At 43.1% G+C, this 22,760-nt stretch carries 30 protein-coding genes; 22 read left to right on the forward strand and 8 right to left on the reverse strand.

Annotation, left to right across the window (positions count from 1 at the left end; all coding sequences use genetic code 11):
* Window positions 1-113 precede the first annotated feature (113 nt).
* Window positions 114-2,219, forward strand: a complete 2,106-nt coding sequence (locus ACQCV8_RS13080; RefSeq protein WP_426845082.1) for an RNA degradosome polyphosphate kinase — start codon at window positions 114-116, stop codon at window positions 2,217-2,219.
* A 322-nt stretch (window positions 2,220-2,541) separates the two neighbouring features.
* Here ACQCV8_RS13080 and ACQCV8_RS13085 read toward each other — a convergent pair whose 3' ends face one another.
* The gene (locus ACQCV8_RS13085) at window positions 2,542-3,402 is read right to left on the reverse strand and encodes a metallophosphoesterase (RefSeq protein WP_426845083.1); all 861 of its coding nucleotides are present in this window, start codon (window positions 3,400-3,402) and stop codon (window positions 2,542-2,544) included.
* 162 nt (window positions 3,403-3,564) lie between these two features.
* Between ACQCV8_RS13085 and fadH the strand changes: the two genes are divergently transcribed.
* The 5 genes from fadH (at window position 3,565) to ACQCV8_RS13110 (ending at window position 8,021) form a co-directional block, all read left to right on the forward strand.
* Entirely contained in the window at window positions 3,565-4,329 is a 765-nt protein-coding gene (gene fadH, locus ACQCV8_RS13090) for a 2,4-dienoyl-CoA reductase (protein WP_426845084.1), read from the forward strand.
* A gap of 336 nt (window positions 4,330-4,665) precedes the next feature.
* Window positions 4,666-5,880, forward strand: a complete 1,215-nt coding sequence (locus ACQCV8_RS13095; protein ID WP_426845117.1) for an EAL-associated domain-containing protein — start codon at window positions 4,666-4,668, stop codon at window positions 5,878-5,880.
* A 38-nt stretch (window positions 5,881-5,918) separates the two neighbouring features.
* Window positions 5,919-6,158, forward strand: a complete 240-nt coding sequence (locus ACQCV8_RS13100) for a hypothetical protein (protein ID WP_426845085.1) — start codon at window positions 5,919-5,921, stop codon at window positions 6,156-6,158.
* Window positions 6,159-6,306: 148 nt separating this feature from the next.
* Complete coding sequence (locus tag ACQCV8_RS13105; protein WP_426845086.1) at window positions 6,307-6,849, forward strand: DUF3993 domain-containing protein; 543 nt, start codon at window positions 6,307-6,309, stop codon at window positions 6,847-6,849.
* 278 nt (window positions 6,850-7,127) lie between these two features.
* The gene (locus ACQCV8_RS13110) at window positions 7,128-8,021 is read left to right on the forward strand and encodes a manganese catalase family protein (protein WP_426845087.1); all 894 of its coding nucleotides are present in this window, start codon (window positions 7,128-7,130) and stop codon (window positions 8,019-8,021) included.
* Between the two features lie 31 nt (window positions 8,022-8,052).
* Here ACQCV8_RS13110 and ACQCV8_RS13115 read toward each other — a convergent pair whose 3' ends face one another.
* The 3 genes from ACQCV8_RS13115 to ACQCV8_RS13125 form a co-directional block, all read right to left on the reverse strand.
* Window positions 8,053-8,271 (reverse strand): glutaredoxin domain-containing protein, encoded by a 219-nt coding sequence (locus ACQCV8_RS13115; RefSeq protein ID WP_426845118.1) that lies wholly within the window; start codon window positions 8,269-8,271, stop codon window positions 8,053-8,055.
* A gap of 20 nt (window positions 8,272-8,291) precedes the next feature.
* Window positions 8,292-8,804: an MBL fold metallo-hydrolase gene (locus ACQCV8_RS13120; protein ID WP_426845088.1), complete on the reverse strand. Its 513-nt coding sequence runs from the start codon at window positions 8,802-8,804 to the stop codon at window positions 8,292-8,294.
* A gap of 91 nt (window positions 8,805-8,895) precedes the next feature.
* Entirely contained in the window at window positions 8,896-9,240 is a 345-nt protein-coding gene (locus ACQCV8_RS13125; protein ID WP_426845089.1) for an MBL fold metallo-hydrolase, read from the reverse strand.
* Between the two features lie 201 nt (window positions 9,241-9,441).
* Here ACQCV8_RS13125 and ACQCV8_RS13130 point away from each other — a divergent pair, with 201 nt between their 5' ends.
* The 4 genes from ACQCV8_RS13130 to cbpB all read left to right on the forward strand — a co-directional run bounded on the left by ACQCV8_RS13130 (window position 9,442) and on the right by cbpB (window position 11,152).
* Window positions 9,442-9,681, forward strand: coding sequence for a YkuJ family protein (locus tag ACQCV8_RS13130; protein WP_426845090.1), 240 nt, complete (start codon window positions 9,442-9,444; stop codon window positions 9,679-9,681).
* A 99-nt stretch (window positions 9,682-9,780) separates the two neighbouring features.
* On the forward strand, window positions 9,781-10,299 hold the full coding sequence (locus ACQCV8_RS13135; RefSeq protein ID WP_426845091.1) for a ribonuclease H-like YkuK family protein: 519 nt from the start codon (window positions 9,781-9,783) through the stop codon (window positions 10,297-10,299).
* 86 nt (window positions 10,300-10,385) lie between these two features.
* Window positions 10,386-10,574 carry an antirepressor AbbA gene (gene abbA / locus ACQCV8_RS13140; protein ID WP_426845092.1) on the forward strand — a complete coding sequence of 63 codons (189 nt, stop codon included), beginning with the start codon at window positions 10,386-10,388 and terminating at the stop codon, window positions 10,572-10,574.
* Window positions 10,575-10,705: 131 nt separating this feature from the next.
* Window positions 10,706-11,152 carry a cyclic-di-AMP-binding protein CbpB gene (gene cbpB / locus ACQCV8_RS13145; RefSeq protein ID WP_426845093.1) on the forward strand — a complete coding sequence of 149 codons (447 nt, stop codon included), beginning with the start codon at window positions 10,706-10,708 and terminating at the stop codon, window positions 11,150-11,152.
* A 51-nt stretch (window positions 11,153-11,203) separates the two neighbouring features.
* On the opposite strand, the gene ACQCV8_RS13150 is transcribed toward cbpB, so the two are convergent.
* Window positions 11,204-11,575, reverse strand: a complete 372-nt coding sequence (locus ACQCV8_RS13150; RefSeq protein WP_426845094.1) for a VOC family protein — start codon at window positions 11,573-11,575, stop codon at window positions 11,204-11,206.
* Entirely contained in the window at window positions 11,556-11,735 is a 180-nt protein-coding gene (locus ACQCV8_RS13155) for a hypothetical protein (protein WP_426845095.1), read from the reverse strand. The genes ACQCV8_RS13150 and ACQCV8_RS13155 overlap by 20 nt, the downstream gene beginning before the upstream one ends.
* Before the next feature lie 389 nt (window positions 11,736-12,124).
* Between ACQCV8_RS13155 and ACQCV8_RS13160 the strand changes: the two genes are divergently transcribed.
* The 7 genes from ACQCV8_RS13160 (at window position 12,125) to ACQCV8_RS13190 (ending at window position 17,282) form a co-directional block, all read left to right on the forward strand.
* On the forward strand, window positions 12,125-12,997 hold the full coding sequence (locus ACQCV8_RS13160) for a LysR family transcriptional regulator (protein WP_426845096.1): 873 nt from the start codon (window positions 12,125-12,127) through the stop codon (window positions 12,995-12,997).
* A gap of 178 nt (window positions 12,998-13,175) precedes the next feature.
* Window positions 13,176-13,649: a flavodoxin domain-containing protein gene (locus tag ACQCV8_RS13165; protein ID WP_426845097.1), complete on the forward strand. Its 474-nt coding sequence runs from the start codon at window positions 13,176-13,178 to the stop codon at window positions 13,647-13,649.
* A complete protein-coding gene (locus tag ACQCV8_RS13170; RefSeq protein WP_426845098.1) occupies window positions 13,639-14,532 on the forward strand; it encodes an exo-alpha-sialidase in 894 nt (297 codons plus the stop codon). Before ACQCV8_RS13165 ends, ACQCV8_RS13170 begins: the two co-directional genes overlap by 11 nt.
* Window positions 14,533-14,547: 15 nt before the next feature.
* Complete coding sequence (locus ACQCV8_RS13175) at window positions 14,548-15,003, forward strand: flavodoxin (RefSeq protein ID WP_426845099.1); 456 nt, start codon at window positions 14,548-14,550, stop codon at window positions 15,001-15,003.
* A gap of 71 nt (window positions 15,004-15,074) precedes the next feature.
* Window positions 15,075-15,785, forward strand: a complete 711-nt coding sequence (gene dapD / locus ACQCV8_RS13180; protein WP_426845100.1) for a 2,3,4,5-tetrahydropyridine-2,6-dicarboxylate N-acetyltransferase — start codon at window positions 15,075-15,077, stop codon at window positions 15,783-15,785.
* Between the two features lie 71 nt (window positions 15,786-15,856).
* A complete protein-coding gene (locus ACQCV8_RS13185) occupies window positions 15,857-16,981 on the forward strand; it encodes an N-acetyldiaminopimelate deacetylase (protein ID WP_426845101.1) in 1,125 nt (374 codons plus the stop codon).
* 55 nt (window positions 16,982-17,036) lie between these two features.
* The gene (locus ACQCV8_RS13190; protein WP_426845102.1) at window positions 17,037-17,282 is read left to right on the forward strand and encodes a YkuS family protein; all 246 of its coding nucleotides are present in this window, start codon (window positions 17,037-17,039) and stop codon (window positions 17,280-17,282) included.
* A 107-nt stretch (window positions 17,283-17,389) separates the two neighbouring features.
* Here ACQCV8_RS13190 and ACQCV8_RS13195 read toward each other — a convergent pair whose 3' ends face one another.
* Window positions 17,390-18,244, reverse strand: coding sequence for a mechanosensitive ion channel family protein (locus ACQCV8_RS13195; RefSeq protein WP_426845103.1), 855 nt, complete (start codon window positions 18,242-18,244; stop codon window positions 17,390-17,392).
* 338 nt (window positions 18,245-18,582) lie between these two features.
* Between ACQCV8_RS13195 and ahpA the strand changes: the two genes are divergently transcribed.
* Both ahpA and ACQCV8_RS13205 read left to right on the forward strand, forming a co-directional pair.
* Window positions 18,583-19,125: a biofilm-specific peroxidase AhpA gene (gene ahpA / locus ACQCV8_RS13200; RefSeq protein WP_426845104.1), complete on the forward strand. Its 543-nt coding sequence runs from the start codon at window positions 18,583-18,585 to the stop codon at window positions 19,123-19,125.
* A gap of 80 nt (window positions 19,126-19,205) precedes the next feature.
* The gene (locus ACQCV8_RS13205) at window positions 19,206-19,661 is read left to right on the forward strand and encodes a TlpA family protein disulfide reductase (RefSeq protein WP_426845105.1); all 456 of its coding nucleotides are present in this window, start codon (window positions 19,206-19,208) and stop codon (window positions 19,659-19,661) included.
* Window positions 19,662-19,674: 13 nt separating this feature from the next.
* Here ACQCV8_RS13205 and ACQCV8_RS13210 read toward each other — a convergent pair whose 3' ends face one another.
* Window positions 19,675-20,271 (reverse strand): hypothetical protein, encoded by a 597-nt coding sequence (locus ACQCV8_RS13210; protein WP_426845106.1) that lies wholly within the window; start codon window positions 20,269-20,271, stop codon window positions 19,675-19,677.
* A 233-nt stretch (window positions 20,272-20,504) separates the two neighbouring features.
* Here ACQCV8_RS13210 and ACQCV8_RS13215 point away from each other — a divergent pair, with 233 nt between their 5' ends.
* The 3 genes from ACQCV8_RS13215 (at window position 20,505) to ACQCV8_RS13225 (ending at window position 22,635) form a co-directional block, all read left to right on the forward strand.
* Window positions 20,505-20,705 (forward strand): cold-shock protein, encoded by a 201-nt coding sequence (locus ACQCV8_RS13215; RefSeq protein WP_123915956.1) that lies wholly within the window; start codon window positions 20,505-20,507, stop codon window positions 20,703-20,705.
* 170 nt (window positions 20,706-20,875) lie between these two features.
* A complete protein-coding gene (locus ACQCV8_RS13220; RefSeq protein ID WP_426845107.1) occupies window positions 20,876-22,363 on the forward strand; it encodes a glycoside hydrolase family 32 protein in 1,488 nt (495 codons plus the stop codon).
* A complete protein-coding gene (locus tag ACQCV8_RS13225) occupies window positions 22,360-22,635 on the forward strand; it encodes a GrpB family protein (protein ID WP_426845108.1) in 276 nt (91 codons plus the stop codon). Before ACQCV8_RS13220 ends, ACQCV8_RS13225 begins: the two co-directional genes overlap by 4 nt.
* The last annotated feature ends 125 nt before the right edge of the window (window positions 22,636-22,760 follow it).

The following is a 22,760-nucleotide window of genomic DNA, read 5'->3' on the forward strand; positions in this document are numbered from 1 at the left end:
GCTGATTGAATTGTTTTGTGCACACAACTTCACAAAACTATAAAGAAACCTTTACAAAGACTTGAATTTACTTTGGTACGATACAAATGATTGAAGGGTGGCGATTCTTTATAATGACTATTGTAAAAAAAGGTGCTGATTTAAGCAGCCCGGCATATTATAACAACCGCGAGCTGAGCTGGCTCGCTTTTAATGAAAGAGTACTTGAAGAAGCGATCGATGACCGAAACCCTTTGCTGGAGAGGCTTAAGTTTCTTGCTATTTTCAGTTCAAATCTAGACGAGTTTTTTATGGTGAGGGTTGCGGGGCTGAAGGATCAGGTTAAGGCCGGATTTAACAAACCGGAAAATAAAGCAGGTCTCACACCTAAACGCCAGCTTGCAAAAATTGCAGAAGACAACCACAGGCTTGTGGAACTTCAAAGCAGTACTTTCACCCAGATCCTCCAGCCAGCTTTAAAGGAAGAGGGCATTGAATTTTTGGCCTTCAGCCAGCTTAATTCCAATCAGCTGAACAGATTGGAAGAATATTTTGATGAACAGATCTTTCCTGTGCTGACCCCTATGGCGGTGGATGCATACCGGCCGTTTCCTATGCTGCTGAATAAAAGCCTGAATCTGGCGATTGTCCTTAAGGACCCGGATGCCCCGGCTGAATTGCGCCATAAAACCGCAATTGTACAGGTTCCCTCAGTACTGGAGCGTTTTGTTAAACTGGATCATCCTGATAAAGACCATTTCGTATTGCTTGAAGATATTATTTCTCATTACATATATAAGCTCTTTACGGGCTACAGGGTAGAATCCGTTACTCAGTTCAGGATTACCCGAAATGCGGATATGACGATCCATGAAGAGGGAGCAAGAGACCTTCTGAAAGAGATTGAAAAGGAATTGAAGAAAAGGAAGTGGGGAGCTGCGGTCCGGCTGGAGCTTAAGAAAGACAGCTATGACCGGAATGTGCTTCGTTATTTGCTGCATGAACTGGAAATTCATGAAAAAGATGTGTATGAAGTGGAAGGGCCTCTTGATTTAACCTTTCTGTTCGGCTTTTTCAATGAGCTTTCCTCCGTTCATGATCACCTTGAATTCCAGACGTTAATTCCGCAGCCGCCGAAGGATCTTATATCCGATGAGCTTATATTTGACCAAGCGTCCGAAAAAGACATTTTTCTTCACCATCCATATGAGTCCTTTCAGCCAGTTGTCGATTTTGTTGCTGATGCGGCCGACGACCCTGATGTGCTGGCGATTAAGCAGACACTTTATCGTGTCAGCGGAGGATCTCCTATTATCGAAGGGCTCAAAAGAGCAGCTGAGAATGGAAAACAGGTTACAGTTCTTGTGGAGCTGAAGGCAAGATTCGATGAGGAAAACAATGTTCAATGGGCGAAAGAGCTGGAAAAAGCAGGCTGCCACGTCATTTATGGAATGACTTATTTAAAGACCCACAGTAAAATAACACTCGTGGTCCGCAAGAAAAACAACCGCATCGAGCGATTCGTCCATCTTGGAACGGGGAATTACAACGAAAAAACGGCCAACATCTATACAGATATGGGATTGGTGACATCAAAAAGGAAGTTCGGGATTGATGCGACTAATTTCTTTAACTATTTGAGCGGTTATACGGAAAAGCCTGTATTCCATCATTTGTCAGTGGCTCCTTTTGACATCCGGAAGGATTTTATTCAGCTGATTGATCACGAAATCAGATTCCACAAACAATTTGGAAACGGCCGAATTATATGCAAAATGAATTCATTAACTGACAAAGTCGTAATCATGAAACTTTACGAGGCGTCTAACGCTGGAGTGAAAATTGATTTGATTGTCAGGGGAATCTGCTGTCTTCGCCCCGGAATCAAAGGGGTCAGCGAAAACATCCGGGTACGGAGCATAGTGGGAAGGCTGTTGGAGCATAGCCGGATCTATTATTTCCACCATAACGGGGAAGAAAAAACATACCTGTCTTCCGCAGATATGATGACACGCAATATGGAAAAAAGAGTGGAAATTGCTTTTCCTATTTTTGACGGGAACATTAAAAAACGGTTAAACCGTATTTTAGCGGTTCAGCTCGAGGACAACATGAAAGCCAGAGAGCAAAATGCAGACGGCATATACAAATATGTTAAACGAGAAAAGGATGAACCTGAAGTTGACAGTCAGCTTGTTTTATTTGGAATGGCTTACAGAGTACTCGAAGATGAAGAATAAAAAGAGATCAGAATAAGCGCTTAGAAAAGAGTAAAACCCAAGAACGCCGATGTAAGCGGCCTTGGGTTTCTTTTTTTAAAGCTCTGCTAAACTTGGCTGTTGATTGCAGCTAGCAGGCGTTCGCTGATCCAAGGGCGGGCGGTGAGCCTCCTCCTCGCTTCGCGACTGCGGGGTCTCACCTGTCCCGCTGCTCTTAGCTCGGAGTCTCACGCCTGCCGCTCCAATCAACAGGTGTGAAAAATCAACACCATGCTTTAACAAAGCCTTTTTTAAAAATATTCAATCCTGGTGAATACGATGGTGATCTAACAGGCATGGAAATTTATGCTTTATTAAAAGTGAAAACAGTCAGCTCCGGCATTGACAGAAACCGAAATGGGACGCGCGTCGTTCCGAGGCCTCTATTCACATACAGTTTCTTTTCCCCATATTCATAAAGTCCTTCCGTATAAATATCCGCAAAGGGAGGAGTGATCAGCGGGCCGTAAAATGGAAGCTGGACCTGGCCGCCGTGGCTGTGTCCGGAGAGCTGTACATCAACGGCCAGCTTTTTTGTATGGAGCCAGGCATCCGGTTCATGTGCAAGCAGAATGTTAAATGTTTCTTCGCTAAGTCCTTTTTCAAGATTCTGATAATCTGGTTTGCCCAGCATCAAATCATCTAATCCTGATACCGTAATCACGGCACCATCTGCTAACCGGATATCCCTGCTCTCGTTTTTAAGCATAGTAAAACCGGACTGCATCATTACTTCTGCATAGATATTGCTTCCGTATCCTCCGTGATCATGATTTCCGAAAACCGAAAATTTGCCGAGAGGAGCCTTAATGTCTGCAAGCTGTGAAATAATTCCGTTCTTTTCTTTATAATGGAGAGGATCATCTATTAAATCTCCTGTAAAGAAAACCAGATCAGGGCTGAGGGCGTTAATGCTTTCCTTTATATTTTTAAGCTGTTCCAACGTGTAGTGATCGCTTAAATGAGTATCGCTGAATTGTACTGCTTTTATCCCGCTGAACGATTGAGGGAGCTTAGGGCTGGTGAATTCTATCTTTTCCACATCAAGAAGTTTAGGCTCCAAATAACGGGAGTAGCTATAACCTCCAGCTGATAGCGCCAAACCTGCAAAAGCAAAGTACAGCATGCTTTTCAAAAACATGCGCCGGTGCACCTTTTTTGTCATAGTACCCTACCATTCTATTAAATAATGAATGACTAATTATAACATGGTTTGCTGAACGAAAAGACACGAAATAACGTGTCGGATAAAAATGTTCGAAATCATAATCACTGTATGATAAAATATGAATGAATAATCATTCATTATTCAAAAAGGGGGATACATATGGGAGAAAAAGTCTACATTGTCACGGGCGGCTCGAGCGGGATGGGAAAAGCGATGGCGAAGCGTTTTGCAGAGGATGGGAGCTTTGTTGTCATAACTGGAAGAACACCTGAAAAACTCATTGAAACGAAAAATGAAATAGAAAAACGCGAAGGACAGGTCATGACGTTTCCAATGGATGTAAGGGAACCTGAAAAAGCGAGTGAACTTATGAAAGCCGTTCATGCTGAATTTGGAAGAATCGACGGGCTGATAAATAACGCGGCTGGAAACTTCATTTGTCCAGCGGAAAAGCTGTCCGTTAATGGGTGGAACTCGGTAATCAATATTGTTTTAAACGGAACGTTCTACATGAGCTCAAGTGCAGGAAACTACTGGATCGAACAAAACAAAAAGGGCGCTATCATTAACATGCTGGCTACATACGCATGGGGGGCAGGAGCAGGTGTTGCCCATTCCGCGGCGGCTAAAGCAGGCGTCCATTCTTTGACCAGAACGCTCGCTGTAGAATGGGGAAGCCGCTATGGCATCAGGGTCAATGCCATTGCTCCTGGTCCAATAGAGCGTACCGGGGGAGCAGATAAGCTCTGGGAATCTGAAGAAGCCGCCAGCCGGACGCTGGCAAGCGTACCCTTGGGAAGATTGGGTACTCCTGAAGAGATTGCAGCATTAGCAGCTTTCCTTTTTTCAGATGATGCTTCCTATATTAATGGAGAATGCATTACGATGGATGGCGGACAATGGTTAAATCCGCGTCCCTTTTAAAAGGTTAATGAGAATCCTCCGCGGGTGAGCTTCCTTCCCGGGAGGATTTTTTTATCCTTTTCACCCTTCAACCGTGGAAGCAAGGATGATCGAACCGCAATAGCCTGACAGGTAAACATGAAGCTTATGCAGCCACATCTTCTCTTCTCTGACTATGGTATAATCTTGCTTAATAGAAAATCTGCGAGCTTGCCTGAGGGCGTTCTGCTAAAGCGGGTACCTCTTATGAGCCCCATGAATACGGATTGTCACATCGGCCGGCTGGCAGAGTTGTTTACTCCGTCAGCCGGGGCTGAGAAATCAGGAGCGGCAGATAAAGGCTGTGGGGGGAACAGGATGGATGCACTGGATATTTTGACAAATAAGCAAGCCGTTATACCATATTACCAGGCTATTTTCAGCGCTGATGAGCAAACAATTGCAGGCTATGAAGTGCTGGGCAGAATAACGTTCGAGGGTGAAACAATCAGCCTCGGAGATTTCTTCTGTGATGAAAGTGTCCCGGATGAATACAAAATTGAAATCGATGATTACATAGTTGAACAAGCCCTGGATTATGCGATATCAGAAAAGCTGGATGCCCTTATTTTTATCAACAGGGATGCAAATCTGCTGATGATTGATCAGGGAGAAAGCTTTCTTCATTTACTTTTGCGCTATCAGGAAAAAGGCTTAGATTTGAAAAAAATTGCTATTGAACTCACTGAGCATCATTTTATGGGAGATCTGGAAAGACTTCAGCATTTAATCATGTATTACAGGACCTATGGAATTAAACTCGCAGCAGCTAATATTGGAAGGGAGAGCAGCAATCTGGACCGGATTGGAAAATTGTCACCAGATCTTTTGAAAATTGATCTTCAGCCGCTGCGGATGAGTTCAGGAACGGCATTTAATGATGTCCTGTATTCCATATCTCTCCTTGCCCGAAAAATCGGTGCAGCCATTCTTTTTGAAGATATCGAGGCAAACTTTCAGCTTCAATATGCATGGAGAAATGGAGGCCGGTACTTTCAGGGCTTCTACTTAACAAAGCCTGAGCCTCATTTTCTTCAACATACCCTTCTGAAGGAGAAGCTTTCAACCGAGTTCCGCCACTTTATTGCCCATGAAAAAAAGAAGCTGGAAACCTTTTATGAGCTATCGGAAAAGTTCTACCAGCGGATCCATACCCTTGCTGCAAAAACAGTAAAATTTTGCGAAAATCACGACCAGCTTATTACCTTACTGTCAAAGGAATTGTCAGACTGCAGCTTTAGAATATATATATGTGATGGAGATGGCTTTCAAACGACAGGGAATATTTTCAAATCAGGCAATGAATGGATGTTTCAGGAGCAGTACAGGAATAAAAATTGGAGCTGGCGACCTTATTTTCTTGAAAATTTAATGAAAATGAGAATGGGAAGAAGGGGCTTTTTCAGCGATCTGTACAGCGATATTGAAACTGGAGAAACCATCCGAACCTACTCCTATCCGCTTGAAGACGAAGCTTATCTTTTTATTGACCTGCCCTATCAGTACCTTTACGAACAAAATGGGATGCTATGAATGAAAGATTTCCTTTATGCCGATCATAAGGGAAAAACATGGAGGGATTTATGATTGCGCTTGGAATGATTAGTCTGCTGATCCTCGCATGGGGACTTATCGCCACGATTAAAACAGGAACTTGGTCACAGTCAAGAAAAAAAGAGTTTGATGTGTCTGCTCCTAAAGCCGTGCAGGCCCACCCTTATCTTCTGAACCCGATTTTTCTCGTTTATATCGGAGCTGGGCTGCTGATTGTTATTCTCATTCTTTATTTTGCTAATAAATATGGGTATTAAAGGACAGGGTTCATGACTCTGTCTTTTTATGTTTGTTTTTCTTGAAAGGTGGAATAACATCTATATGATCCACTTAGCCAATTTCAAAGCGAATTACAGCAATCACATAGCCAATCCAATTTAAAGTACATAAATGGAGGAATGAATAATGAGAGCGTTAACATCTATTGCCGCTGCAGCTGTCCTATTCTTTTCGATCGGGTCCCCTCAAGCAGGAGGAAGTTTTCTGGCTGATACAAGCAGTCCGAGAGCAGAAGCAGCAGAAAAGCAGAAGCAGAATCCGAATCCGAATCCGAACCAAAAGGTTTTCAGCCACCTTCAGGACGCCTATCAGACTCAGGTTTCCCTAAGCAGTAAAGAGCGGAGCAAAACTGAGATGAAATCTGTACTATCTCCTTATTTTACGGATAATATGGCAGACGTATATTTGAAATATAATGCAGTTAAAGGAGAAGAAAAATACATTGTATATGGAACGGATTTTCCGATTCTTTCCATCCCGTTTTTCAGCTATAGCTCTGATACGAAAGTGTTAGATAAAGGAAATAAAAAAATCGTCTATCAATATTTTGAAGCTGTAGATGAGGGACCGGTAACTTATGAAGGGCATTATGAATCGGTCACACTAGTTAAAACTGATACAGGCTGGAAGGTAGCGGCTATAAAAGAAAGCTTAAAAGCCCCTGAATGAAATAAGTGTTGACAAGGATAATGATAATCATTATCATTTAACTAAAGATAGATATGTTAAATGTTCCCGCTCCCCCTTAAAGTGAGGAATATGATTAAAATCCGATTCAGGCGAATCGGATTTTTTGTTGGGTAATGAAGATTGCTCCCTTGTACGCCTTTGCCGTCTTCGCTGGTTTGTATTCCTCTCATCGCCAAATTTAACAGGGCTAAAGAATAAGACCATGCTGTCTCCTCATAGGTAAATAACAGTGTTTGATGAAAGGGGAGGGAACCAGCATGTTTACTCGTATAGACCGGCTTTTGATTGATCTTCCGAAGCCGAAAAATCCCGATGCAAATGCAGCGGCTGCTGTCCAGGAGCTGCTCGGCGGAAAATTTGGAGAAATGTCTACTTTAAATAATTATTTGTTTCAGTCGTTGAATTTTCGAAACAAGAAAAAGCTGAAGCCATTTTATGATTTAGTGGCGAGTATTACTGCAGAGGAAACCGGCCATGTCGAGCTTGTCTCGAATACCATCAACTTAATGATCATCGGGACGACCCACCCCGGTCCCCCTGATTCGACTCCGATGAGAGAGGCGGTCGACAAAAGAAACACACTTCATTTTATCTCAACTGCACAGACTTCCTTTCCATTTGATTCAATGGGCAGACCATGGACAGGAGACAACGTTTTTAACAGCGGAAACCTTGTGTTAGACCTTCTCCATAATTTCTTTCTTGAATGCGGAGCAAGGACCCATAAAATGAGGGTTTATCAGATGACGGATAACCCGGTTGCGAGGGAGATGATCGGATATCTGCTCGTTCGAGGCGGGGTGCATATTGTGGCATATGCGAAAGCTCTTGAAATTGCCACTGGCGTAGATGTAATGAAAATGCTTCCGGTTCCTGATCTGGATAACAGTAAATTTTCCACAGCCAGGAAATTTGAGGAACAGGGGGTAAACAGAAGATTGTACACATTCAGTGATAAATACTACCGGGATATCAATAAAATCTGGAAAGGGCTTGGGCCAAAAGGAGAGCCGCTAGAGGTCGTGATCGGCCACCCGCAGGGAGCTCCGATTCCTGATTTAGAAGAAATACCGGAGGAATTTGCACCAGGTATCTCAGAAGAGGATTTTCAGGAAATCGCCAGGCGTCTTCAGAGATCTGCGGGGATATGAAAAAAAAGAAGCCAGCCGGCTTCTTTTTCATTTACATGAGCAGCTGTTCAAGAGCCGCAAGATCAAACCCTTTTACTGTATGCTCATTGACGGTAACAGTGGGAGTCGAATAGGACTGCAGGGTATTGATTAAGTAATCTTTTGCCTGTGCATCCTTTGTAATGTCTGTTTCATCATACCGGATGTGATGATGGTCTAAAAATTGCTTCACTATTTTGCACGGCGGACAATCAGGCTGAGTGTATACCATTATGGTTTTTGCCAAGAAGATCACTGCTTTCTTTTGCTTAATTCATGAAAATAATAAACGAGACCCATTGCACTTACTGCTAAATCAAGGTTAAGAATATCATAAACAGGGTGCCCGCGGGGGACATTTTTTTCATCAAGGTATTTCGTTACTTGTTTGATCAGCTCGGATTCTGTTGCTTTCACCTGATCAGCTGCTGATTTGTCTGATGAGTCAGCAGCAGCCAGCTCCGCTGAGTTTAAGAACACTGGTAGCCATTTGCGTAAATCATGAAAGGCCTTATTGGGTTCTTCCAGAGGTCCAAAATGACTGAAAAATAAAATCTCAGGTTCTAGTGCTTCAAGCCTGGATAACGAACGGAGCATGGCTTCCGGGTTGAATTGGTTCGGGGAAGAAGAAGGCAGGAAGAACCTTCCGAATACGTCATCCTGATACAGAATGCCCATCACGTCTCCTGTAAAAATTCCTTTACTTATTGGATGAAATATGCTGAAATGATGATTGGCGTGTCCTGGAGTATCAATAAACTTCAAAATACAATTTTCGCTAATCTCCAGAAGGTCTTCATCTTTTTTTATTAGAATCCGCTCTTCAGGAACGGGCAGAACAGGAGCAAAAAGGGAATCAAAGTGTTCCTCCGGCTATAAGCCGCTCAGGGTTTATCAAATGCCGTACTCCCTTCGGATGAACAGCAATTTGGGCATTGGGGCATTCTTTTATGAGCAGCCCTGCACTGCCCGCGTGATCAAGGTGTACATGAGTGACAATGATGTATTCAAGATCGCTTACAGAAAGGCCAAGCTCTGCTAAACCAGATTTTATGTGCGGGATGGAAGGGCTTGCAGAAGGCTCGATAAGAGTTAGCTTCTCCTCATGCAGCACATAAGCAGAGGTTCTGCCTTTCATACCGAAGTCAAATGTATCAATCATACTGATGCGGTCAGATAGACGTTTAACTTTTCCCATCATTTTCTCCTCTCCCTCATTAGACTCTTTTATTATAGCCTGGGGGGAAATGGAAAGAAAATTACATGATTGCGAACATATTATCCTGAAGGTAAATGTGGTAAACTTTCTAATAGATATAGGATGAAAAAATTTGGATAAGAATAGCAAATGCGAGGAAAATAATCGATAAGAACAGCACGTTCTTTGGAAGGAGAAAAAGAAATGTCTCAACTAACAGGTATCATCCAGCGTCTTCAAAGCTTACAGGAAACTGCAGCAGGTAACGAACCATCCCAGCGCTACTTTGAAGTAGAAGGTGAAAAACGCTGCAGCGTAAAATACTTTGAAAAAAACGAAATGTTCGAACTTGAAGTGTTTGAAAAAGGGGAAAAGCCTCAGACGTATCAGTTCGATAATATTGATATTATTGCGATTGAAATATTTGATCTGCTTCAAGCATAGTTCATCTTTACATATTTTTAATACGAATGGGAGAAAAGGATAACATATCAGAATTGGATTGCGTATAAGGTTAACAAGAACCTTAAAAGGAGATGCATGATGAGCGATACATTTGCCTTCTATAATGTAACGGAAAATAACATGACCCTTCAGGACGTAATCAGCAGGCTAAAAAGGTTTATTCAAAAAGATCCTCGTTCTGTATATGTTTTATCCATCGGTACGGATTCCCACGTACATTATCAGGAAACAAAATTCATTACCGCCATCCATCTTCACCGTGTAGGCAAAGGGGCCTGGGGCTGTCTTAAAAACAGCATCATTCCCAGGCCGATTTTAAGTGTACATGAAAAAATTTCGACGGAAACCGCGCTGAGCCAAGAGCTTGCTTATTCATTTATCACCCTTTATTTGGGATTATTGTCTGATATTCTCATTCCGCACTCTGAAGAAGGAGCCGATCTTTCATTTGAAATTCATTTAGATATTGGAAGGAAAGGCGTTACGAAGGACCTTATTCAGGAGATGACGGGAAGAATTACCGCAATGGGAGTAGAAGCGCGCATAAAACCAGATTCTTACACTGCCTTCAGCTATGCTAATCGGTATACAAAATAAGGAAATGAATGTCGAAAATTGCGTTTGACGAAGTAATCTCCTTTGATTATTCTGAAAGTGACAACAGGCAGCAAGGAGGCAAAAGAATGGGTTTAGCGCATAAAAGTTTCTCAAATGAAGAGCAGGAGCTGTTAATCAGTTTGTTAATGAAGCAGGAATATGCAATCGAGCTTTTAAGCTGCGAGCTGAATGATATCGAGAGCGGTGAAAAAGCGGTTGATATGGAAACTTACAAACAGCTGACAACTCTCTATGACCGGATTCGTTTTGACTGATGAGACTACATAGAGAACGGTACTCCAAACGGAGACCGTTTTTTTTAATCATCCCCACGCATAGTTTAATTAAGTATCCAGGCGGGTAATTGAATTAAGCTAACTGTCATAATAAGAGAGGAAGTACAGCTATGATTACACTTCGTGCTGAAAAAATTATGGAGATCAGCATTCAGGACTTAATGATTCCCGGCGATAAAGTTGCCCACGTACAGCTGGGAAACAATTTGGAGCACACTCTTCTTGTGCTTACAAGAACAGGCTATACCGCCATTCCGGTTCTTGACTCTTCTTATAAGCTGCATGGATTGATCGGAACAAATACGATTATTGATGCCATTATGGGTCTTGAAAGGATTGAAGCGGAGAGGCTTGAACATATTAAAGTATCAGAGGTTATGAACCGGGAGATTCCCAGGCTTAAAATCAATGATTCTGCAGCTAAAGGTCTTGAACTGGTCGTGGACCACCCCTTTGTTTGCGTAGAGAATGAAGAAGGCTTTTTCGAAGGGATTTTTACAAGGCGCGAAATATTGAAACAGCTTGACCGTCATGTGAAAAGATTAAATAAAGGCTGAGTGATCCCCTCCTGCTTCACGGAAGGGGAGGGTGACCATTTGAATGCCTTTTTATGTGTATTGCAGAAATTCAATTCGGTTTCCGAACGGATCTGCAAAGCTGAAGCGGTCTCTTCCTGGAATTGGAGGCTCCGCATTTATCCTAACTCCTGCCGCCTGAAGAAGCTTTTTTGCGGCTTCAATATCTGCTATTTCAAATGCAGGGTGTCTTTTGCTTCTTACATAATCCATTTCCTCTAATCCGATATGAACCTCTATTTTCCCTGCCCGGCACCAAAAGCCCCCGTTTTTTCTTAAGCTTTCCGGCTTGCTGACCTCATTTAAACCGATAATCTCCAAATAAAATTCTCGTGCTTCCTCTTCTGCATCTTTAGGCACACAAATTTGCACATGATCTACGTTATTAAATTTTATTTTGTTCATGATACCGCCCCCCATAGTAAAGAAACTGATACGCAATTTGTCCATCCGTGCCAATCCATTTTGCCAGAGTAAATGAAATATGTTTAGCGGTTCTGACAGACAGCAGTGCACTGATGAATGAGCCGATGGCGAGCGAAATGGCTGCTTTGATATCGGCCATTCCTGCCGTTAAATGCAGGGAAAAACTCCAATGCAGCTAATAAAGGTCTGAAATCTTGTAAGGCAATGGCTTAAGAAGAGGAGAGGCCGATCTGAAAATACCTTCTCAGCAAAAAGAAAAAACTTGAAAAAGAGGTAATTGTGTTTGAAAATTTTACAGCCGAAAGGCTAAGAATAGGAACTCCGTACAAAATCATTGGCTGGTATCCCAATGAATCCCCCGCCCCTGCAAGTGTCCCGGGGAAAGAGGTGAAGGTTCCCAAGAAAATAAGCGGCCACTCCATACGCAATCCGCCTCCTTCTCCTCCATTATACTCTTTCAAAATCATAATGAAATAACGAAAAGAAAAGCATATAATATAAGGAAAACTTATTGAATGAGGGAGCACCTTGCAAATTACTGAATTGCGTATGCTTTTAATCTTATCTGAGGAAATGAATATGAGGAAAGCAGCAGAACGCTTATTTGTCTCGCAGCCAGCTTTATCACAGCGTCTGCAATCGATTGAAAAAACATGGGGAGCAAAAATATTTATCCGGTCACAAAAAGGTCTCACATTAACACCTGCCGGGGAGAAAATCGTGGATTATGCGAAAGAAACGGTGTTAAGGGAGGAAAAAGTAAGAGAAGATCTCTCAGCTCTCGAAGGAGAAGTAAACGGAACTCTCAGGCTTGCAGTGGCTTCAATTATAGGTCAGCACTGGCTCCCAAAGGTGCTGAAAACCTTCGTGCAGCGATATCCTTATGCTAAAATTTCCCTCATTACAGGCTGGAGCAGCGAGATTTTAAAGAGCCTTTATGAGGATAATGTTCATATTGGCATAGTTAGGGGCAGCCATGAATGGAAAGGGGTCAAAAGACATCTGTTAAGGGATGAACTTTATCTTGTCGACACTGAAATCCGCAATGCTGAGGAATTGATGTCGACCGAACGGCCTTTCATCCAATTCCGAAGCGACTCGACTTATTATCAGGAGATTCAGGACTGGTGGCATCGGAAATTTCAAACTTCCCCAAAAAGAACCATCGTGGTTGATCAGATTGAGACGTGCAAGCAAATGGCATTCAATGGAATCGGCTACGCCATTTTGCCTTCAGTTGCGCTTGACGATCGCGAGCCCATCTATAAAGTTCCACTCTCAGACTCTGACGGCCGGCCCATTGCAAGAGATACATGGATGCTTGGCTATGAAGCTTCATTTCAGCTAAAACAGGTTCAGGCGTTTTTAGAAGTGGTTGAGGAATGGACCCTTAACGAATAAATGGATTGTGAATGGCCATAAATCGCATGATATTTCCAATACCATATTCATATATGAAATACAGCAGTGGAAAGACAGTCAGATGGCTGTCTTTTTTTAATCTCTTATTGACTATGATAATCATTATCAATTATATTGTAAGTATGAAAATGAAAATCATTATCATTTGGAGGATCTAATGAAAAAACTGCTGATTGCGTTTGCCACCATGTCTGGCAACACCGAAGACATTGCACGGCTAATCGAAAATGAATTGAAGGATGAAAACCTTGTAATCCATTTAAAAACACTGGAGGAACTCCAGATTAGTGAGATACAATCATATGATTTGGTTGCAGCAGGAACGTATACATGGGGTGACGGCGATTTGCCATATGAGATTGAAGACCTTGCAGAAGAATGGGCAGAAGCAGATTTTTCAATGGTAAAATCTGCTTTTTTTGGATCGGGAGACAGAAGCTATCCGAAATTTTGCGAAGCTGCAGCTATTTTATCCAGAGCATTTAAGAGAGCAGGAGCTGACGTATTCCCTGATATTTTAAAAGTTGAACTGTCGCCGGATGATGATACTCAGCAGGCAATGTGCAGGACGTTTGCCAAAAGCTTTATTAAATGGACCAGGGCAGAGGAGGATGCTCATCGTGTTTCATAAAGGAGCAACCGCTGTAGAAAATATGATGGATGAAGGATTTGCCGTGGCTGTTAGAAATGAAGGTCTTTACAAGTACTCACCGGCAGGAGATTGGAGAAGTCTCCTTAAAACTAGGGAGAGAATCCGTTCGATCGCCACCTATGGAGGGATAATTTTTGGAGGGGGAGACAGAGGGCTGATCATGAGATCGATGGACAATGGAAGAACTTGGACATCGGCTATCCTTCCTACAAATGCAGCAATTTGGTCTATAGCCGTAAGCAAGGAAGGCATGGTGGCGGCACACGGGAAGCACACGGTCTACTTTTCCTCTGACTTTGGATCAAGCTGGTCCTCCTATCCCATTTTCGCTCACCTTGAGGATAAACCAGTTATTCGTTCTTTGTGCTTTTACAGCGGCTTTTTGCTTGCAGGAACTCAAATTCATGATGTGAATGGAGGGATTTGGATAGCTGATTTGCTTTCTCGGGAGACGATGCTACTAAAGGAAGAAACGAAAGCAATGGTTTCTTCCATGCTTGTTGTAGAAGACAGCTTTCTGCTGGCAGCTAAAGGTTCAGCACATGGGGGCAGGGGAGCAATAGAAATGCTGCCTTTAACAGGCAGATACAGAAATCCGCACTCTTTTTCAAGTAGAGTTCAAGAAGCGTCATTCCTAAATATCTCTCTGGATGAGGGAGTCATCTATACAACATCCAGCCAGGATGAATTTGGTTATTCACGTATTTATAAAATTGATTTGTGTGAGAAAAAACTCATCCTTTCAGACACAATTAAGGGCCACGGTTTTGGAATTGCCAACCGGAAAGAAGAGTTCTTTGTTTCTGCTTTATATGAATCCAAATATGTGCAGTCTTCGGAAACAACAGGTTACGTCCATTAATGAAGGAGGATGAAAATGAGCAAAGTATTAATTTTGTATGCAAGTATGTCTGGGAACACCGAGGCAATCGCTGATTTGATTGGAGAAGGGTTAACAGGGAAAGGAATGAATATAACCAAGCTGGAAGCACTGGATGCCGATTCAGAGGTGCTTAAAACATACAATCGAATCATCCTTGGAGCCTATACATGGGGAGATGGAGATCTGCCTGATGAATTTTTAGATCTATATGATGACATGAGAGAAATGGACTTAACAGGTAAATTCTTTGCAGTGTTTGGTTCAGGAGATCACTCTTATGAACATTTTTGCGGAGCTGCCGACACGCTTGCAGAGTGTATTAAACAGCAGGGCGGAATCTTGGTGCTTGATCCCCTTAAGATAGAATTTAGTCCTGATAGGGACGAAGAACTGCTCTGCAAAGACTTTGGCTGGCAATTTTCAGAGAAGGCACTGGCCCTCTCGCTATGAAATTGCTTGTCAATCGGAGGTTCCGTTTGATAGAGTAAAAATGATATGACATAAGACGGAGGGAAATACATATGAAAATGATGGATGCAAATGAGATTATTTCATTTATTCAAAATAGCACAAAGTCAACACCGGTAAAGGTTTACGTAAAAGGGGACGTAGAAGGAATCAATTTCGGTGCTTCCTCTAAAACGTTTCTTAACGGAGCGAGCGGGGTTGTTTTCGGTGAATGGGCCGAAATCCAAGAAGCAATTGAAGCGAATGCGGGCAAAATTGAAGATTTTGTCGTCGAAAATGACCGACGCAACTCTGCGATTCCTTTGCTGGACATGAAGGGCATTAAAGCACGCATTGAGCCTGGTGCGATCATTCGCGATCAAGTTGAAATCGGAGATAATGCAGTCATCATGATGGGCGCATCGATTAACATCGGTTCTGTGATCGGCGAAGGTACGATGATTGACATGAACGTTGTTATGGGAGGTAGAGCGACAGTCGGAAAAAACTGCCACATTGGCGCAGGATCCGTTCTTGCAGGGGTAATCGAGCCTCCATCCGCAAAGCCGGTCGTCATTGAAGATGATGTGCTGGTAGGTGCTAATGCTGTCATTCTTGAAGGTGTAACTGTAGGAAAAGGAGCGGTTGTTGCTGCCGGGGCAATCGTAGTGGAGGATGTAGCCCCCTACACAGTAGTAGCCGGTACACCCGCAAAAAAAATTAAAGACATTGACGAAAAAACAAAATCTAAAATTGAAATTAAACAAGAGCTTCGCCAGCTTTAAGGAGCTAAAGAAGCAATGCGCGGGTGCCGGACACCCGCGCATTGCTATATCTTTCTGGAGGCTGATTATGCATGCTCTCACTTGAACAACTTACTGTCATCCGCAGGGATCTTCATCAAATACCCGAGCCGGGCTTTAAGGAATATAAAACTCAAAATTATTTGCTGCGTTTTTTTGAACACCTTCCCGGGGGCCGGTTTGAATTAAAAAAATGGAGGACCGGGCTTCTCGTGAAAGTGAAAGGGACGAATCCTTCGAAAGTGATGGGGTACCGGGCCGATATCGACGGACTTCCAATCCAGGAGGAAACCGGCTATCCGTTTTCATCCAGTCACGAAGGAATGATGCACGCTTGCGGGCATGACCTGCATATGACAATCGGTCTTGGGATCGCAGAGCATTTTATTCAACATCCGATGGCCGATGACCTGGTGGTACTATTTCAGCCTGCAGAAGAGGGTCCTGGAGGAGCACAGCCGATGATGGAAAGCGAAGAATTTCGTATGTGGAGACCGGATTTTATAACGGCGCTGCATATCGCTCCTGAGCTGCCGGCAGGCACAATCGCGACTAAGCCGGGACTGCTGTTTGCCAACACATCCGAGCTGTTTATCGATTTAAAGGGCAAAGGCGGGCACGCAGCCTATCCTCATACTGCAAATGACATGATTGTCGCAGCGAGCCAGCTAGTCGGACAGTTCCAGACGATAATTTCAAGGAATGTAGACCCCCTCGACAGCGCTGTCATCACAGTCGGTAAAATCACCGGAGGTACGGTGCAGAACATTATAGCAGAGAAGGCCCGGCTGGAAGGCACGATCCGGACTTTGTCCGTCGCATCAATGGGACGGGTAAAGGAACGGATTGAAGCTCTTGTAAAGGGACTGGAAACTGCCTTTCATTGTGAGGCAACCATTGATTATGGGGCGATGTATCATCAAGTATACAATGACGCAGAGCTCACTCATGAATTTATTGCGTTCGCTGACCAGCTTCCTTATGCTGCATTCGAAAAGAGCAAGGAAGCAATGACAGGAGAGGATTTCGGTTATTTTCTGTCAGAAATTCCGGGCTTTATGTTTTGGCTTGGCGCAGGCTCTCCCTACGGTCTTCATCACAGCAAGCTCCAGCCCGAGGAATCTATAATGGAAACAGCGTTGCGGACGATGGTTGATTATTTTGATTTTAAATCCTAAATATTGGAATAAACACCTCTTGTCTGTGGCACCTTATCAGACAGGAGGTGTTTTTATGCCAAGAATAGGTGTAGAACAATCATTAACCAATGTAGAGGAAGCACTACGTTCAATGGGGTATGACGTTGTCAGTTTGAGAAGTGAAGAAGACGCTCAAGGATGCGACTGCTGCATTGTTACAGGCCAGGACAATAACGTAATGGGAATCAGCAACACGGTAACGGAAGGATCTGTAATAGAAGCAAGCGGATTATCGGCAGAAGAAATCTGCCAGCAGGTTCAGCACCGTTTTAATCAGTAGCAAAACCGGCTCCTGCTGGTTTTGCCTGATAGTAAAGCAATCATTAAATATTTTGGAAAATTATGGATGTAGACAGCATGTAAAAAAGAGCCCTGTCAGGCTCTTTTTCAATGCTCTCTGCTGGCGGCAGGATCCTTTTTCTCAACATAGACCTGATGAGGAAACGGAATTTCGATCCCGTTTGCATCAAATGCCTCTTTAAAGGCTTTTCTTAATGCACGTTCCGCGCCCCATTGTTCGCCGTTCTCTGTCTTCGCTATAACGCGGATTACAACATCAGAAGCGCCAAGTGCCTGAACGCCGATCACGTTAGGTCCTTCGACAATTGCTGGCATTTCAGCGGCTACTTGGTCGCAGACATTCTGCATAACCTTAATGGCACGGTCAATATCGTCATCGTATGAGATTCCAATATCCACAAGCGCTCTCATATTTCCTCTCGTATGGTTACTCAGATTAGTGATTTCACGGTTCGGTACATAGTGCAGCGTGCCGTCAAAGCCCCGAATCTGGGTGGTGCGGAGACCGACCTGTTCAACAATCCCCGAGAAGCCGGCTGTTGTAATGTAGTCACCAACGTCAAGCTGCCTTTCAAGAAGCAGGAAGAAACCGGTCACAACATCACTGACAAGACCCTGTGCTCCAAATCCGATGGCAAGGCCGATAACTCCGGCTCCTGCAAGGAGGGCTGTTGCATCGTATTCAAATACTTGGAAGACCATGACGACAAAAATAAAAATCAGTATGTAGCCAAATACATTCAATGAAAGACTTTGAAGCGTCATTGCCCGCCCGGGTGAAACTTGCTGACGGCTCTGCACTTTCTGAAAGGCCCGTTCAATGATTCGCTTTCCAATCGCTTTGACAATCAAAAACGCAACTAGAATGACGACAAGCTTTAATACGATGACTCCTGCATTGGTCAGCAGTCCAGCCCAATCAATATTTTGTATAATATCCATTTGCATTATCCTTTCTTTACTTACACATTAGTAGATAAGCTAATCATTTTGTTACCCTTCATCCGCCATGTTAAACTTATTATGCTCTTGATTCAGAAAATTCATTGACAAGTTTACCATAGGTTTTTTCACATTTAAAACAATAACCGTTATTATTCACAGAAGTTGGGGAATATCTAAAAGAGTACGCAAATTTAAGCAGCTAATTAAATTCATTATCATTTAATATTGACTAAAAATAGCTATCTGCTATAATAGGCAATGTAAAAAATGATTAGTTGTTGAGAAAGGACTTGTTTTTTTCTCAATTGCTTCAATACATACTGGAGGGATTTACTATGGCAGAACGTATGGTAGGAAAACAAGCACCCCGTTTTGAAATGGAAGCTGTAATGGCGAACAAGGAATTTGGCAAAGTCAGTCTTGAGGAAAACATGAAAAACGATAAATGGACAGTACTTTTCTTCTATCCAATGGACTTTACATTTGTTTGTCCAACTGAGATCACAGCTATGTCTGATCGCTATGATGAATTTGAAGATTTGGATGCTGAAGTAATCGGTTTGTCTACAGACACGATTCATACTCACCTTGCGTGGATCAACACAGACCGTAAAGATAACGGTCTTGGAGATCTTCGCTATCCGCTTGCTGCAGACACAAACCATTCCGTTTCACGCGATTATGGTGTTTTGATTGAAGATGAGGGAGTAGCACTTCGCGGCCTTTTCATTATCAATCCTGAAGGAGAGCTTCAATACCAAACCGTGTTCCACAACAACATTGGACGCGATGTAGATGAAACACTTCGTGTTCTTCAAGCACTTCAAACCGGCGGGCTTTGCCCGGCGAACTGGAAACCAGGACAATCCACTCTATAAGAGGTTAGAGAATCAAATAGGAGAAGGTCTAACTGCTGGTTAGGCCTTTTTCTTACTATACTGCGACTTGGAGGATTACAATGAAACTTCGTGCACCAATGCCGGAATTAGACGGCGCAACAGAATGGCTGAACGGCCAAGTGACAAAAGAAGATCTCACAGGGGAAAAGCCTACATTGATCCATTTCTGGTCTGTAAGCTGCCACCTGTGCAAAGAAGCTATGCCTCAAGTGAATCAATTCCGTGATGACTATAAGGAAAAACTGAATGTGGTAGCTGTCCATATGCCCCGCTCGGAAGATGATTTAAATATGGAAGCCATAAAGAAAACGGCTGAAGAGCATGGCATTCACCAGCCAATTTTTGTTGACAGTGAACATAGTCTTACTAATGCCTTTGAAAATCAATATGTACCTGCTTATTATGTTTTCGACAAAGAAGGAAATCTGCGTCACTTTCAGGCAGGCGGCAGCGGGATGAAAATGCTGGAGAAGCGCGTTAACCGCGTGCTAGCTGAAACAGAGAATACTGAGTAAACAATAAAGACCGTCAGCGCTGACGGTCTTTTCTTAATGAAATGGCACAGGCAATAAGTGCTCCGGAGAGAGGGAAAAAGCAAAGCCATTCTTTCCCAGGCGCTTCTTTCCTGATCCACCACCAGGAATAAATGACGAGCAGCAGAAAGTCCACTGTCATTACACTGACGAGGCTGGACTGTAAAAAAGCTTCCTTATATCCGATGAAACTTCCAAATAAAAGCCCGTATATGTAAAGAAATAGTGTAATCAGCAGGAGAGTGAGCATGGCCCATCTGCTTGAAAGGGCATAGCCAATGTTTTGGACCCGCGGACGAGCTTTCTTTTCTTTCTTTCTGAAAAACAAATAAGGAAGCAGAGCGAAGGCTCCCAGCCCAAAAGACAGCAGTGCAAATGGCCAGGCAGGAACGGCATACTGATCACTTCGGAAGTAAAGAGCGGTCCAAAAAAAAGGAAAGATGCCAAGGAATGAAAAAACCATAGTGACGAGAGGGTCCAGCTTGCCGAATTCACCTGATAGAAAAGCCTGCAAGATCGGGTCTTCCATCCCGCCCTGACCGGTTGCAAAAAACAAGGCATAAATCAACAAAGCAAAAAATGTCCATTTCATCCTGAATTGTCCCTTCCTTTTTCAATTATTTTATTTGTAAGGTTGTACTTTTTATTTAAATATAGTATGATGATATATGTAAAGTTAAAGTGTTCCATCTCCTTTATTGAAGTTCACATACAATAGGGATGTATCTCACGTGACACTTTAGGGATGCTGCTTATTGTATGTGAATTTTTTATTTACACAGGTAAAATGGAAATGAGCATAAATAAATTTTTGGAGGTACCAACATGGAAACAGGTACAGTAAAATGGTTTAACTCAGAAAAAGGCTTCGGATTCATCCAGCTAGAAGACGGCAACGATGTATTCGTTCACTTCAGCGCTATCCAAGGCGAAGGCTTCAAAACTCTTGAAGAAGGCCAAAAAGTAGAATTCAACGTTGTTGAAGGTCAACGCGGACCTCAAGCAGAAAACGTTGTAAAACTTTAATTTTCTGACTTGACTATTTAAAGCCTTGATTCTCTAAGAATCAAGGCTTTTTGCATGTCATTTTTTCTCATCTTCGTGCATGTTAAGGGTACTTGATGTTTTCGTAGAAAAAAGTTGGAATCCGTGCGAAGATGATAGAAAGATGACGTGATCTTCAAGGGGGATAAACGATGGATAAACAATATGCAGACAAGCTTAGAGAAGCGGACCGGATAGTGTCAGAGAAAGGGACGAAAAGCAGCAAATTGGGCTATAGACTTGGATACCATATCTCTTCACCCTCTAATTGGATTAATGATCCGAATGGGCTCATCCAGTTCAATGGCGAATATCATGTCTTTTATCAGCATCATCCATTTAGTGCAGACTGGGGCCCGATGTACTGGGGGCATGTGAAAAGCAAGGATCTTGTTCATTGGGAGCAGCTGCCGCCTGCACTGGCTCCTTACGAGGAATATGATCGGGATGGCTGCTTTTCCGGCAGTGCAGTGAATGATAACGGAATGCTAACCTTAATCTACACGGGCAATGTATGGCTGGATGAGGAGAAAAAGGAACTGAAGCAGGTTCAGTGCCTCGCAAGAAGCAAAGACGGAATAACTTTTATAAAAGAGAAGGAGAATCCTGTGCTGGATGAAATTCCTCTTGAAGGGTCAAGCCATTTCAGAGACCCTAAGGTTTGGAGAGAGGGAACAGCCTGGTATATGGTCCTTGGCTCTCAGAAGAATGGAATGGGGAATGTTCTTTTATACAAATCCCATAACCTGCTTGAATGGGAGTATTGCGGGGTGCTTGCTGAAAATAAAGGGGAAAATCTGGGGTATATGTGGGAATGCCCTGATTTATTTGAACTCCACGGGAAGCATATCCTGTTAATTTCACCGGAAGGCATGGAGCAGGAAGGTCCGCTGTATGCAAATCTGAAGCAAACAGGCTATTTTGTAGGGGAATTTAACGAACAGACATTTTCTTATACATATGGCTCTTTTATAGAACTGGATAAAGGACACGATTTTTATGCAGCTCAAACGTTCCTTGATGATAGCGGAAGGCGTATACTGATTGGCTGGATGGATATGTGGGAGCAGGACATGCCGTCTAAAAGCGATGGATGGGCTGGGGCGCTGACAATTCCCCGGGTTATCTCTTTAAGCAAAGAAGGAAGGCTGCTAATGAACCCTGTTGCTGAGCTCGAATCCTTAAGAGCTTTCCAGACAGTTTCAATGCAGGATACAATCATTGAAGACGAGATCACGATCGGCTTTGGGGAAATGGCAGAAATTGCAGCCGAGTTTTGCATTGATGACGAAGCCTTGGAGTCATTTGGAATAAAAGTCAGATGCGGAGAAAATGAAGAAACCGTTCTTAAAGCTGATCTAAACTCTCTCAAGCTTACTCTGGACAGAGAGAGGAGCGGGAAAGGACCTGGCGGAGGCTTGCGGGAAGCTGAGCTTACCCGTTCAAAAACTCTGTCTGTGCATCTGTTTCTTGACAGATCGTCTATTGAGGTGTTTATAAACGGCGGAGAAACGGTCATGACTTCAAGGATTTATCCTGATAAAGAGAGCAGGGGAATCAGGTTGTTCGCTGAAGGAGGAAAAGTGAACGCCAGGTCTGTCCGGGTATGGGATTTAAAAGAAGGATATATAAAGCGATGAAAATTGAGCTTGTTTCATACCGGGAAAGCTGGCCGGCAGATTTTGAACGTATAAAAGCAAGACTTCAGGAATTGGTTGGATCCCTTAAACCGAGATTCGAACACATTGGAAGTACCTCTGTAAGTGGATTATGCGCCAAGCCAATCATAGACGTAATGGCCGGGCTTCACGATGAAGCGGATTTAGATAAAACAGTCAGGCTGCTTCAGAACAGTGAATTTATTTACATGCCGGTTTACAGATTTTCCGAACGGGAAAGCCCATTCCTTTAGGTGTGGGATGAAAGTGAGGTCGGATACGGAGTACCACTGAAAACCGTAAGGTTTGTGGTGCTTCAAGTATCCGAAATGTTTTGTTCTTTTTTTTATTGTCGCATTGAATCAGTTTTTAAATAAAA

Source organism: Metabacillus sp. 84 (genome assembly GCF_050107715.1).
Classification (GTDB): Bacteria; Bacillota; Bacilli; order Bacillales; family Bacillaceae; genus Metabacillus_B.

Bases quoted from the DNA above. Each gene is read 5' to 3' on its own strand.
- ACQCV8_RS13080 (WP_426845082.1), top strand. From the start codon at position 114: ATGACTATTGTAAAAAAAGGTGCTGATTTAAGCAGCCCGGCATATTAT.
- ACQCV8_RS13085 (WP_426845083.1), bottom strand. From the start codon at position 3,402: ATGACAAAAAAGGTGCACCGGCGCATGTTTTTGAAAAGCATGCTGTAC.
- fadH (WP_426845084.1), top strand. From the start codon at position 3,565: ATGGGAGAAAAAGTCTACATTGTCACGGGCGGCTCGAGCGGGATGGGA.
- ACQCV8_RS13095 (WP_426845117.1), top strand. From the start codon at position 4,666: ATGGATGCACTGGATATTTTGACAAATAAGCAAGCCGTTATACCATAT.
- ACQCV8_RS13100 (WP_426845085.1), top strand. From the start codon at position 5,919: ATGGAGGGATTTATGATTGCGCTTGGAATGATTAGTCTGCTGATCCTC.
- ACQCV8_RS13105 (WP_426845086.1), top strand. From the start codon at position 6,307: ATGAGAGCGTTAACATCTATTGCCGCTGCAGCTGTCCTATTCTTTTCG.
- ACQCV8_RS13110 (WP_426845087.1), top strand. From the start codon at position 7,128: ATGTTTACTCGTATAGACCGGCTTTTGATTGATCTTCCGAAGCCGAAA.
- ACQCV8_RS13115 (WP_426845118.1), bottom strand. From the start codon at position 8,271: ATGGTATACACTCAGCCTGATTGTCCGCCGTGCAAAATAGTGAAGCAA.
- ACQCV8_RS13125 (WP_426845089.1), bottom strand. From the start codon at position 9,240: ATGATGGGAAAAGTTAAACGTCTATCTGACCGCATCAGTATGATTGAT.
- ACQCV8_RS13130 (WP_426845090.1), top strand. From the start codon at position 9,442: ATGTCTCAACTAACAGGTATCATCCAGCGTCTTCAAAGCTTACAGGAA.
- ACQCV8_RS13135 (WP_426845091.1), top strand. From the start codon at position 9,781: ATGAGCGATACATTTGCCTTCTATAATGTAACGGAAAATAACATGACC.
- abbA (WP_426845092.1), top strand. From the start codon at position 10,386: ATGGGTTTAGCGCATAAAAGTTTCTCAAATGAAGAGCAGGAGCTGTTA.
- cbpB (WP_426845093.1), top strand. From the start codon at position 10,706: ATGATTACACTTCGTGCTGAAAAAATTATGGAGATCAGCATTCAGGAC.
- ACQCV8_RS13150 (WP_426845094.1), bottom strand. From the start codon at position 11,575: ATGAACAAAATAAAATTTAATAACGTAGATCATGTGCAAATTTGTGTG.
- ACQCV8_RS13155 (WP_426845095.1), bottom strand. From the start codon at position 11,735: ATGGCCGATATCAAAGCAGCCATTTCGCTCGCCATCGGCTCATTCATC.
- ACQCV8_RS13165 (WP_426845097.1), top strand. From the start codon at position 13,176: ATGAAAAAACTGCTGATTGCGTTTGCCACCATGTCTGGCAACACCGAA.
- ACQCV8_RS13175 (WP_426845099.1), top strand. From the start codon at position 14,548: ATGAGCAAAGTATTAATTTTGTATGCAAGTATGTCTGGGAACACCGAG.
- dapD (WP_426845100.1), top strand. From the start codon at position 15,075: ATGAAAATGATGGATGCAAATGAGATTATTTCATTTATTCAAAATAGC.
- ACQCV8_RS13185 (WP_426845101.1), top strand. From the start codon at position 15,857: ATGCTCTCACTTGAACAACTTACTGTCATCCGCAGGGATCTTCATCAA.
- ACQCV8_RS13190 (WP_426845102.1), top strand. From the start codon at position 17,037: ATGCCAAGAATAGGTGTAGAACAATCATTAACCAATGTAGAGGAAGCA.
- ACQCV8_RS13195 (WP_426845103.1), bottom strand. From the start codon at position 18,244: ATGGATATTATACAAAATATTGATTGGGCTGGACTGCTGACCAATGCA.
- ahpA (WP_426845104.1), top strand. From the start codon at position 18,583: ATGGCAGAACGTATGGTAGGAAAACAAGCACCCCGTTTTGAAATGGAA.
- ACQCV8_RS13205 (WP_426845105.1), top strand. From the start codon at position 19,206: ATGAAACTTCGTGCACCAATGCCGGAATTAGACGGCGCAACAGAATGG.
- ACQCV8_RS13210 (WP_426845106.1), bottom strand. From the start codon at position 20,271: ATGAAATGGACATTTTTTGCTTTGTTGATTTATGCCTTGTTTTTTGCA.
- ACQCV8_RS13215 (WP_123915956.1), top strand. From the start codon at position 20,505: ATGGAAACAGGTACAGTAAAATGGTTTAACTCAGAAAAAGGCTTCGGA.
- ACQCV8_RS13220 (WP_426845107.1), top strand. From the start codon at position 20,876: ATGGATAAACAATATGCAGACAAGCTTAGAGAAGCGGACCGGATAGTG.
- ACQCV8_RS13225 (WP_426845108.1), top strand. From the start codon at position 22,360: ATGAAAATTGAGCTTGTTTCATACCGGGAAAGCTGGCCGGCAGATTTT.